10 protein-coding genes are annotated in these 9537 nt (G+C 70.4%); 6 read left to right on the forward strand and 4 right to left on the reverse strand.

Annotation, left to right across the window (positions count from 1 at the left end; all coding sequences use genetic code 11):
- The first annotated feature begins 67 nt into the window (after window positions 1–67).
- The 4 genes from thiL to NBRGI_RS16345 all read left to right on the forward strand — a co-directional run bounded on the left by thiL (window position 68) and on the right by NBRGI_RS16345 (window position 3058).
- The gene (gene thiL, locus NBRGI_RS16330) at window positions 68–1111 is read left to right on the forward strand and encodes a thiamine-phosphate kinase (RefSeq protein WP_029897191.1); all 1044 of its coding nucleotides are present in this window, start codon (window positions 68–70) and stop codon (window positions 1109–1111) included.
- A gap of 11 nt (window positions 1112–1122) precedes the next feature.
- Window positions 1123–1806 carry a uracil-DNA glycosylase gene (locus tag NBRGI_RS16335; protein WP_029897193.1) on the forward strand — a complete coding sequence of 228 codons (684 nt, stop codon included), beginning with the start codon at window positions 1123–1125 and terminating at the stop codon, window positions 1804–1806.
- Between the two features lie 53 nt (window positions 1807–1859).
- Window positions 1860–2135: a hypothetical protein gene (locus tag NBRGI_RS16340; RefSeq protein ID WP_029897195.1), complete on the forward strand. Its 276-nt coding sequence runs from the start codon at window positions 1860–1862 to the stop codon at window positions 2133–2135.
- Between the two features lie 62 nt (window positions 2136–2197).
- Window positions 2198–3058, forward strand: a complete 861-nt coding sequence (locus NBRGI_RS16345; protein ID WP_029897197.1) for an alpha/beta fold hydrolase — start codon at window positions 2198–2200, stop codon at window positions 3056–3058.
- Here NBRGI_RS16345 and NBRGI_RS16350 read toward each other — a convergent pair whose 3' ends face one another.
- The 3 genes from NBRGI_RS16350 to rpmB form a co-directional block, all read right to left on the reverse strand.
- Window positions 3059–3838 carry an enoyl-CoA hydratase/isomerase family protein gene (locus tag NBRGI_RS16350; protein ID WP_029897199.1) on the reverse strand — a complete coding sequence of 260 codons (780 nt, stop codon included), beginning with the start codon at window positions 3836–3838 and terminating at the stop codon, window positions 3059–3061.
- A gap of 10 nt (window positions 3839–3848) precedes the next feature.
- Complete coding sequence (locus tag NBRGI_RS16355; protein ID WP_029897201.1) at window positions 3849–4394, reverse strand: GNAT family N-acetyltransferase; 546 nt, start codon at window positions 4392–4394, stop codon at window positions 3849–3851.
- A gap of 101 nt (window positions 4395–4495) precedes the next feature.
- Window positions 4496–4687 carry a 50S ribosomal protein L28 gene (gene rpmB / locus NBRGI_RS16360; protein ID WP_011210730.1) on the reverse strand — a complete coding sequence of 64 codons (192 nt, stop codon included), beginning with the start codon at window positions 4685–4687 and terminating at the stop codon, window positions 4496–4498.
- Window positions 4688–5075: 388 nt separating this feature from the next.
- Here rpmB and NBRGI_RS16365 point away from each other — a divergent pair, with 388 nt between their 5' ends.
- Together NBRGI_RS16365 and recG are read left to right on the forward strand one after the other, a co-directional pair.
- On the forward strand, window positions 5076–6722 hold the full coding sequence (locus NBRGI_RS16365) for a DAK2 domain-containing protein (RefSeq protein ID WP_029897203.1): 1647 nt from the start codon (window positions 5076–5078) through the stop codon (window positions 6720–6722).
- Complete coding sequence (recG, locus tag NBRGI_RS16370) at window positions 6723–9008, forward strand: ATP-dependent DNA helicase RecG (protein WP_029897205.1); 2286 nt, start codon at window positions 6723–6725, stop codon at window positions 9006–9008. It abuts the gene before it with no gap.
- A gap of 1 nt (window position 9009) precedes the next feature.
- Here recG and NBRGI_RS16375 read toward each other — a convergent pair whose 3' ends face one another.
- On the reverse strand, window positions 9010–9405 hold the full coding sequence (locus tag NBRGI_RS16375; RefSeq protein WP_029897207.1) for a nuclear transport factor 2 family protein: 396 nt from the start codon (window positions 9403–9405) through the stop codon (window positions 9010–9012).
- Window positions 9406–9537 lie beyond the last annotated feature (132 nt).

Here is a 9537-nt window from a genome sequence, read left to right on the forward strand (position 1 = left end):
GGTCGTTTGCAGCCAGCAGCGTGTCGGAAAGGACCCGGTCATCAGCGAGAGCGCTACGCCGAGGACGGTGCGCGAACTGGGGGAGTTCGCGCTGATCGAGCGGATCAACCGGCGTCGGGTGCAGGCGCCCGGCGTGCTGCTCGGGCCGGGTGACGACGCCGCGCTGGTCGCCGCGCCGGACGGCCGATTCGTGGTGACCACCGACATGCTCGTGCAGGACCGGCATTTCCGGCTCGACTGGTCCAGCCCCGCGGACATCGGCCGCAAGGCGATCGCGCAGAACGCCGCCGACGTGGTCGCGATGGGCGCCGCACCCAGCGCGTTCGTGGTCGCGCTCGGCCTACCGTCGGACACCCCGCTCGAGGTGGTCGACGGTCTGGCCGACGGGATGTGGGCGGAGGCGGGCCGCGCCGGCGCCTCGATCGCGGGCGGCGATCTGGTGCGCAGCCGCGAGATCGTCATCTCGGTGACCGCGTTCGGTGATCTGAACGGGCGGGCACCGGTGCCGAGATCCGGTGCGCGCGTGGGCGACACGGTCGCGGTGGCGGGCCGGCTCGGTTGGTCCGCGGCCGGTCTCGCGGCGCTGACCGCCGGGGCGCGATCCGACCGGTTCGCCGAAGTGCTTGCCGCGCATCGAGTCCCGCAACCGCCCTACGCGGCCGTGCTGGACGTCCTGCCCGCCGGATACCCTGCGGCGCAGCCGCACGACGACCCTGCGGCACACCCCCGTGACAACGCTGCGAATTCGGCGACACCGCGCCCGAACTCACTCACCGACGTCTCCGACGGCCTGCTCGCCGATCTCGGACATATCGCCACGGCTTCCGCGGTCGCCATCGATCTGGATTCGGCGGCGCTGCGCGACCCGGCACTGGAGCAGATCGCCGCCGCACTGGATGCCGATGCGGCGCAATGGATTCTGACCGGCGGCGAGGACCACGCCTTCGCCGGCACCTGGCCCGCCAGTCGGCCGCTGCCCCCGGGCTGGGTGCCGATCGGGCGAGTGTGCGCCGGTCACGGCGTCACAGTCGACGGTGTGCCGCGCTCCGGCAGCGCCGGTTGGGAATCGTTCGGTGGGGCGGACTCGGCGTCGCCCGGCGAACCACGCTAAGTTGTGCGGTCATGGGCGCGAAACCACTGTCGGAAATCATGGATCCGGGATGGGCGAAGGCACTCGAGTCGGTGGCGGATCGAATTTCGGCCATGGGCGAGTTCCTGCGCGCCGAGAACGCCGCGGGCCGCGGCTATCTACCGGCCGGTGAGAATGTGCTGCGCGCGTTCCAGCGCCCGTTCGACGCGGTTCGTGTGCTGGTGGTCGGCCAGGACCCGTATCCGACCCCCGGGCACGCGATGGGCTTGAGTTTCTCTGTCGCTCCGGATGTTTCGCCGGTGCCGCGCAGCCTGTCCAATATTTTCGCGGAGTACACCAAGGATCTCGGCCACCCGACCCCGTCCTGCGGCGACCTGAGCCCGTGGTCGGACCAGGGTGTGCTGATGCTGAACAGGGTGTTGACGGTGACCCCGGGTCAGCCCGCCTCGCATCGCGGCAAGGGCTGGGAAGCGGTGACGGAGCAGGCGATTCGCGCGCTGGTCGCGCGGGACGAGCCGCTGGTCGCGATCCTCTGGGGTCGTGACGCGTCGACGCTGAAGCCCACCCTGGTCGATGCCGAGGTGCCCTATATCGAGTCCGCGCATCCCTCGCCGCTGTCGGCGTCGCGCGGCTTCTTCGGTTCCCGCCCGTTCTCCCGAGTGAACGAACTGCTCGACGAGCTGGGTGCCGAACCCGTTGACTGGCGCCTGCCGTGAGCAGGCGTCTGTGTGTGATCTACCGAGTTCGAATCGAGTGAGGAGCTCTACCCATGCCCAACACCACCGTTCGTGGCGCACTGCGCGGCACCACCGCCACCCTGGCCCTCTGCGCCGCTCTCGCCGGTGGCGCCGCCACCGCGAGTGCCAAGGGTCTGCCGCTGGAGCAGGCCACGGACACCACCTCGGTCCCCGCCGGTACCACGTCGGCGCCGATCGGTGAGGAATTCACCTCCAACGGCTCCTCCACCATCTCGTCGTCGGTCAACGCCAAGGTCACCTGCCTGCTGCAGAACACCTTCAGCGCGTCCGGCAAATGGAATTGCTGAGCGGAAACCCGTCCTGGCGGCTCGCAGGTGAACTGTAACCAGTTCTATGCGATCCTCGGTTAGTGAGTAATGCGAACAATCTGCTCGAGCCCGCGCCGCTGCGGCTGCGTGGTTCGGGTGGTCTCGAGCTAGTCGCCGACCAATTCGGCCCGATAGCCGGCCCGCTCGTGGTGTTCCTGCACGGCGGCGGGCAGACCAGGCACTCGTGGAAGCAGACCGGCGTGAAGCTGGCTGCCTCCGGTATGCGGGTGGTCACCCTGGACGCGCGCGGGCACGGTGACAGCGAATGGTCCGCGGACGGGGACTACCGCCGCGACACCATGGTTCGAGATCTCTTGCTGGTATTGGAGCAGCTCGGTGCGCCCGCCGTCGTGGTGGGGGCCAGTATGGGCGGGATCACCGGGCTGCTCGCCACCGCGGTCCCCGGCGCACCGATCAAGGCGCTGGTGCTCGTCGACATCGTGACCAGGCCGGAACAGGCCGGCGTGGCGCGGGTGATCGACTTCCTCGGCCGACACCGGGACGGCTTCGATTCGCTCGAGCAGGTCGCCGACGCCGTTGCCGAATATCTGCCGCATCGGCCGCGTCCGGAGAACACCGACGGGCTGCAACGCAATCTGCGGCAGCGCGACGGCCGCTGGTACTGGCATTGGGATCCGGACATGCTCGCCGGCCGGATCGAGGACGCCTCGGAGATGGTCGATCAGATGGAGGCGGCGGCCCGCGGGCTGACCATGCCCGTGCTGTTGGTGCGCGGTTTGCAATCGGACGTGGTGAGCGCCGAGGGCGCCGCGGCCTTCCAGGAGTTGGTGCCGCACGCCGAACTGGTCGAGATCGGCGGCGCCGCGCATACCGCGGCGGGCGACAACAACGATTCGTTCACCGACGCGGTCGCCAAGTTCGTGCTGCGCAACGAACAGTAGTTACCGGTACTGCGGCTTCCGCTTCGCCACGAACGCGTCCACACCCTCGCGCCCGGTCGGGCCGTCCGCCGCGGTGGCGATCGCCTCGCGCTCGCGGTCGAGCTGGTCGCTGAGGGTCGACGAAGTGGACTGGGCCAGCAGCGTTTTGATGCTGGCATGGGTCGAACGCGGTCCGGCGGCGAGCGTGCGGGCCAGGTCGAGCGCCGCGCTCTGCACGTCCTCGTCGGCGACCAGCCTGCTGAGGATGCCGAGCCGCACCGCCTCGTCGGCGTCCAGCACGGCGTCGGTGAGCAGGATTTCGCGCGCCCGGCCCAGCCCGACGATGCGCGGCAGCGTCCAGGACATGCCGCCGTCGGGGCTGAGCCCGATACCCGGGTAGGCGGGGCGCAATTTGGTGCCGGGTCCGCCGAGCGCGATATCGGCGGCGCAGACCAGGCTCATGCCCGCGCCCGCCGCCCAGCCGTGCACGCCCGCGACCACCGGCACCGCGGTCGCGTCCAGCGCGCGGACGAAGTGGTGCAGGTCGGTGGCCAGGCCGTAGATGTGCGCGGCCCGATCGTCGGCGGCCGCGAAGCCGCGCACGTTGCCGCCCGCGCAGAAGTTCGACCCGCTGCTCGTCAGCAGCACGGCCCCGACGTCCGCGCCGAGCGCGCGCAGCGCGGCCGTGCCGGCGACGATGCCACCGAAGTCCATGGACGTGCCGTTGGCGGCGGTGGCGATGGTGATCTGCAGGACGCCGTCGACGGTGCTCACATACCCGGTCTGCGCGGTGGAGGTCATGGTCTGCACTTTAACGGGTGGCCACGGCGGGGCCGGACGGCGTTGCGCCGAGGTCGGTTTCGTCCGCTGGGCGCACCATGCGCAGCTCCGGCACCGCGGTGAACGGTTCGATCTTGCGCGCGCCGTCCGGGCCGAAGCCGTGCCTGCGGTAGAAGGCGCGGGCGCGCGGATTGTCCTCGAATACCCACAACGAGCAGGGCTTTCGCGGGTCGAGCACCGTGCGCAGGAGATCGTCGGCGACGCCGGTGCCGTACCAGGCCGCGCGGACGTACAGCGCGCTCAGCTCCAGTGGTGTGACCGGTGATTCATCGGTGGACTCGCCCGCGCTCGCGAAACCGATCACCGCGTCGCCGAGCACCGCGACGTGTGTGCGTCCCGGGTAGCGGAGGCGGTCGCGTTCCCATTGGGCGGCCCGGCGGCGCACATCGAACGCGGCGAGCACGTGCGCGGGCACCAGGTCCGCGTAGGCCTCGCGCCAGCAGGCGATATGGCATTCGGCGAGGCGGTAGGTGTGCTCGGCCGCGAGCGGCAGGATGCGCCACGTCGACTCGGTCATGTGCACCATGGTCGCCGACCGGACCCGCAGATGACTACGCCCCGGCCACCCGTGAGGGTGCCGGGGCGTGCGTCGGTCTCGTACCGATCAGCCGTGGCGTATCAGCCGCGGACGACCTTGCCCGCCTTCAGGCAGGAGGTGCACACGTTCATGCGGCGGGTGTTACCCGGCGCAACCTGGGCGCGAACGGTCTGGATGTTCGGGTTCCAGCGACGGTTGGTGCGCCGGTGCGAGTGCGAGACCGACTTCCCGAAGCCGGGGCCCTTGGCGCAGACGTCGCAGACGGCAGCCATAGTCGCGAACTCCTTCATGTCATGGTGGGGACCGCCGCCCGCGGGCAGCATGTCCGGAAACAATGTATCGACGTACCCCTGCCGACTGATGTCGGCCAGCGCAAACCGGCGACGGCCACGCGAGGCAACCCTGCAAGGGTAACGGGACGGGCACCGATCCACCAAACCGGGCGTCGGCAGCCGATGCCGGTGACGGCGGTGGGGTACCCCGAGTGTAGTCGGAAACGAACGGTCGCCCGCCGCGGCCCACACTGTCGGCCGGGTGTCGGTATCGCCCGCTAACCTGGCGAGCGGCGTCTGCGGCGTGAGCGCGGGCACGGCGGCGTGCCGCGCGCCGGACACAAGTGGCGGAGGGAGAGGGGTGACGGTGCCCGGAGTGCGGGATGTGATGGACGGCACGGCGCTGCTGCGCTGGGGTCGAACCTGCCTCGACGGCCTGGCGCATCGGCGCGAGGAGATCAACGCACTCAACGTCTTCCCGATCCCGGACGCCGACACCGGCACGAACCTGCTCGCGACGATGCGCGCGGCGATGGCGGCCGCCGAGGCGATCGCGGCCCCGCCGAGTGCGCGCGAGGTGACGGCGCACGAGGTCGCCGCCGCCATGGCGCGCGGCGCGACGATCGGCGCCCGCGGCAATTCCGGCATCATCCTGTCCCAGGTGCTGCGCGGGATCGCCGAGGCCGTTCGCGAAGGGCCGCTGACCGCGGCGACGCTGCGCGAGGCGTTGCGGCGCGCGGCCGTGCTGGTCCGCGCGGCGCTGAGCGTGCCGATCGAAGGAACCATTCTCACGGTGCTCGACTGTGCCGCGGTCAGCGCCGCCGCAGGCGCCGACAGCACGCTCGCCGAGGTCGCCCTGGCGGCGGCCGACGGCGCGGCCAAGGCGCTGGGCGAAACACCGTCGCAGCTCGGCGTGCTGCGCGACGCCGGGGTGGTCGACGCGGGCGCGCGCGGCCTCGTGGTGCTGCTGGACAGCCTGGTGTCGGTGACGTTCGGCGAGATCCCGTCCCGGCCGGAGTACATCCCGAAGGAACCCGGCATGACCCAGCCCGAACCTGAACCGGCCGAAACGGCTTCGCCGACACCGCAATACGAGGTGATGTACCTGCTGGGCGACACCGACGAGATGCGGCTGGCGGCACTGCGCGCCCGGCTCACCGAGCTGGGGGATTCGGTGGTGGTGGTCGGTGACGGGCAGGGCTCCTGGTCCGCGCACGTGCACTGCGCCGACGCCGGCGCGGCGGTGGAGGCGGGGCTCGCGGCGGGGCGGCTCAGCGGTATCCGGATCGAGAGCTTCGCCCCGGCCCGGCCCGAGCCGCTGCACGATGCCGCCGAACAGCTCGTCACCGGTGACGAGCTGCCCCTCCCCGCGGGGCCCGCCGATCGCGGCATCCTCGCGGTGGCCGCGGGCGCGGGCGCGGCCGCCCTGTTCGAGGACGCGGGCGCGGTGGTGCTGGACGGCGACGGTCCGGTGACCGCGGCCGCCTTGCTCGACGCGATCCGCGCGATGCCGAATCGGGAAGTCCTGGTGCTGCCCAACGGTGCACTGCCCGCGCACGACCTGGTCGCGGTCGGTGTCGCCGCTCGTGCCGCGCACCGCGACGTGCTGCTGCTGCCGAGCGCGTCGGTGGTGCAGGGGCTGGCGGCGCTGGCGGTGCACGACCGCGGCCGGATCGCCGTCGACGATGCCTTCGCCATGTCGGAGGCGGCCGCGACCACCCGCTGGGGTGCGCTGCGGGCCGCGGCGGAGCGGGCGCTCACCATGGTCGGCACCTGCGAGGCGGGCGACGGGCTCGGTCTGGTCGGCCACGATGTCGTCGTGATCGACCACGACGTGCGGGCGGCCGGACTGACGCTGCTCGATCGGATGCTCGCCTTCGGCGGCGAGCTCGTCACGTTGCTCATGGGCGCGGCGGCGCCGGACGGCCTCGCCGACGCGCTGGCCGCACATATCGGCGACGAGTTTCCCGGCGTGGAGGTCACCGTGTATTCCGGTGGGCAGCACGGGGATCTGGTGCAGATCGGAGTGGAGTAGATGGCGACCCTGAGCGATCGACTCGACCATATCCTCGGCGTGAAGGCGGCCGGGTCACTGGTCGACGCCTTCGATATGCACACGGTGGAGGACCTGCTCCGGCACTATCCGCTGCGCTACGCCACCCAGGGGCAACCGCTCACCGAGGAGGCGCCCGAGGAGGGCGCGCACATCACCGTGATCGGCCGGATCACCAAGGCCGAGCTGCGCCCGATGCGCAACCGGCGCGGTTCGCTGCTGAAGGTGGTGCTGGACACCGGTTCCGGCACCGGCCGCGGTGTCGACGTCACCTTCTTCAACGGTGACAAGGTGAAATACGTTGTCAAAGAAGGTCTTCGGGCGATGATGTCGGGCACCGTCACCTACTGGCGGCCCGGCCAGTGGAACCTGAGCCACCCCGGCTACCTCATCCTGCCCGAGGCCGACGACGAGGAGAAGGTCGGCTCGCTCACCACCGTGCGCGGCGGCGGCAACCTGCGCGGGCTGGCGCAGAGCGCGAAAGGCGCCGAGGGCGTGGACACCTCGTTCATGGAGCGCGAATTCATCCCGGTGTATCCGGCCACCGCGAAGGTGCAGAGCTGGGACGTGCTCGCGTGTATCCGGCAGGTGCTCGACCAGTTGGACCCGATCGACGATCCGGTGCCCGACGACATCCGGGCCGATCGCTCGCTGATGAAGATCTCCGACGCCCTGCGCCTGATCCACCTGCCGGAGCGCAAGACCGATATCGATCAGGCCAGAGAGCGTTTGCGGTTCGATGAGGCGCTGGCGCTGCAATTGGTGCTCGCCGAGCGCAGGCACGAGGTGTCCGGCCGGTCCGCGCGCCCCTGCCCGCCGCGCCCGGACGGCATCGCCGCCGAGTTCCAGACCCGGTTGCCCTTCGAGTTGACCGCCGGTCAGCAGCAAGTGATCGCGGAGATCTCGGCGGACATGTCCCGCAGCCAGCCGATGCACCGGTTGCTGCAGGGCGAGGTGGGCTCCGGTAAGACGATCGTCGCGCTGAACGCGATGTTGCAGATCGTCGACGCCGGGCAGCAGTGCGCGTTGCTCGCGCCGACGGAAGTCCTTGCCGCCCAGCACTATCGATCGATGCGCGGGATGCTCGGCGATCTCGGCAGCGGCGGCGAACTCGGTGCGGCCGAGCACGCGACCAAGGTGGTGCTGGTCACCGGCTCGATGTCGGCCTCGGCGAAGAAGGCGGCGCTGCTGGAGGCGGTGACCGGGGAGGCGGGCATCGTGATCGGCACGCACGCGCTCATCCAGGACAACGTCGAGTTCTTCGACCTGGGCATGGTGGTGGTCGACGAGCAGCACCGCTTCGGTGTCGAACAGCGGGACGCGTTGCGGGCCAAGGCGAAAGCCGGAGCCAGCCCGCACCTGCTGGTGATGACCGCGACGCCGATTCCGCGCACCATCGCGATGACCACACTCGGCGACCTGGAGACCTCGACGCTGACCGAGTTGCCGCGCGGCCGCTCGCCGATCACGTCCAAAGTGGTACCGCGCAGGCAACATCCGAACTGGGTCGACCGCGCATGGGAGCGGATCCTGGAGGAGGTCGACGCCGGTCGGCAGGCCTATGTGGTGTGCTCGCGCATCGGCGACGACGAAGAGGCCGCCGGTAAGTCGAAGAACGGCAAGGCCAAGGCCAAGGACGCCGAGAAGGAAGGTCCCACCACCGCGGCCGCGCTCGACGTGTTCGATCAGTTGCGGGCGGGGCCGCTGTCCCGGGTCCGGGTCGGCCTGCTGCACGGGAGGCTGCCCGCGGACGAAAAAGACCAGGTGATGCGCGCGTTCAACGACGGCTCGGTCGATGTGCTCGTCTGCACGACGGTCGTCGAGGTCGGCGTCGATGTGCCGAACGCGACCGTGATGGTGATCGTCGACGCGGACCGTTTCGGCGTCAGTCAGCTACATCAACTGCGCGGCCGCATCGGTCGCGGCAAGCATGCCGGGTTGTGCCTGCTGATCACCGATGCCGCGCCGGGCGGCTCGGCGATGGCGCGGCTGGACGCGGTCGCGAGCACTACGGACGGCTTCGAGCTCGCGGTGCTCGACCTGCGCACCCGGCGTGAAGGCGATGTGCTCGGCGCCGCCCAGTCCGGGACGGCCCGCTCCCTGAAACTGCTCTCGCTGCTCGACGATCTCGAAGTCATCACCGCCGCACAGGAACTCGCGCGCGAGGTGGTCGAAGCCGATCCCGGGCTGCGGAAGCACCCGGGCCTGGCCGGCATGATGCACGCCGCCGTCGACTCCGAACGCCTGGAGTACCTGGCAAAGTCGTGAATTAGGCCGTCGCGACCGCGGTGATGTGGCTGAGCGAGCAGCGCCAGCCCTGGGCGGTTTCGACGTAGACGTCCGTCGTCCACTCGTCGGCGTCGAACCGTTTGCCTTGGTAGTGCGCGGTATTGGTGACTCGGACCGTCAAGACCGCGACCGTGCCGTGGCACTGGATCACCGGGTCGCCCACCCGCTGCATCGCCGAATGGGTGAGCGCGCCGGACGCGATGAACCCCAGGAAGTCCCGGGCGCTGGTGATCCCGTTCTCGGAGACCATCGTCCAGTCGTCGGTCATGAATTCGGCGATCCGTGCCGCGTCGTTGGCGACGATGGCCGCCATCCATGCGTCGAGCAGCGGCACGAGCCGATCATGCAGTGCGTCGGTAGTGGGTGTGGTAGCCATGGGCGCAACGGTAGGCCCCGCTCGAGCGGGTGGCTTGGACGAATGGAACGTCCCTTGTCACTGCCCGACGCGGGGGTAGGGGAGGTCGGTGCTGGTGTTCGTCGTCGACGGCCAGGGGCTGCCGATGTTCGG

Origin of the sequence: Nocardia brasiliensis IFM 10847, assembly GCF_000710915.1 — a bacterium.
In the GTDB taxonomy this organism is placed as follows: domain Bacteria; phylum Actinomycetota; class Actinomycetes; order Mycobacteriales; family Mycobacteriaceae; genus Nocardia; species Nocardia brasiliensis_A.

Coding starts and splice junctions, on each gene's coding strand:
- NBRGI_RS16335 (WP_029897193.1), top strand. CDS start 1,123: ATGGGCGCGAAACCACTGTCGGAAATCATGGATCCGGGATGGGCGAAG.
- NBRGI_RS16355 (WP_029897201.1), bottom strand. CDS start 4,394: ATGACCGAGTCGACGTGGCGCATCCTGCCGCTCGCGGCCGAGCACACC.
- NBRGI_RS16365 (WP_029897203.1), top strand. CDS start 5,076: ATGGACGGCACGGCGCTGCTGCGCTGGGGTCGAACCTGCCTCGACGGC.
- NBRGI_RS16375 (WP_029897207.1), bottom strand. CDS start 9,405: ATGGCTACCACACCCACTACCGACGCACTGCATGATCGGCTCGTGCCG.
- recG (WP_029897205.1), top strand. CDS start 6,723: ATGGCGACCCTGAGCGATCGACTCGACCATATCCTCGGCGTGAAGGCG.
- rpmB (WP_011210730.1), bottom strand. CDS start 4,687: ATGGCTGCCGTCTGCGACGTCTGCGCCAAGGGCCCCGGCTTCGGGAAG.
- NBRGI_RS16340 (WP_029897195.1), top strand. CDS start 1,860: ATGCCCAACACCACCGTTCGTGGCGCACTGCGCGGCACCACCGCCACC.
- NBRGI_RS16350 (WP_029897199.1), bottom strand. CDS start 3,838: ATGACCTCCACCGCGCAGACCGGGTATGTGAGCACCGTCGACGGCGTC.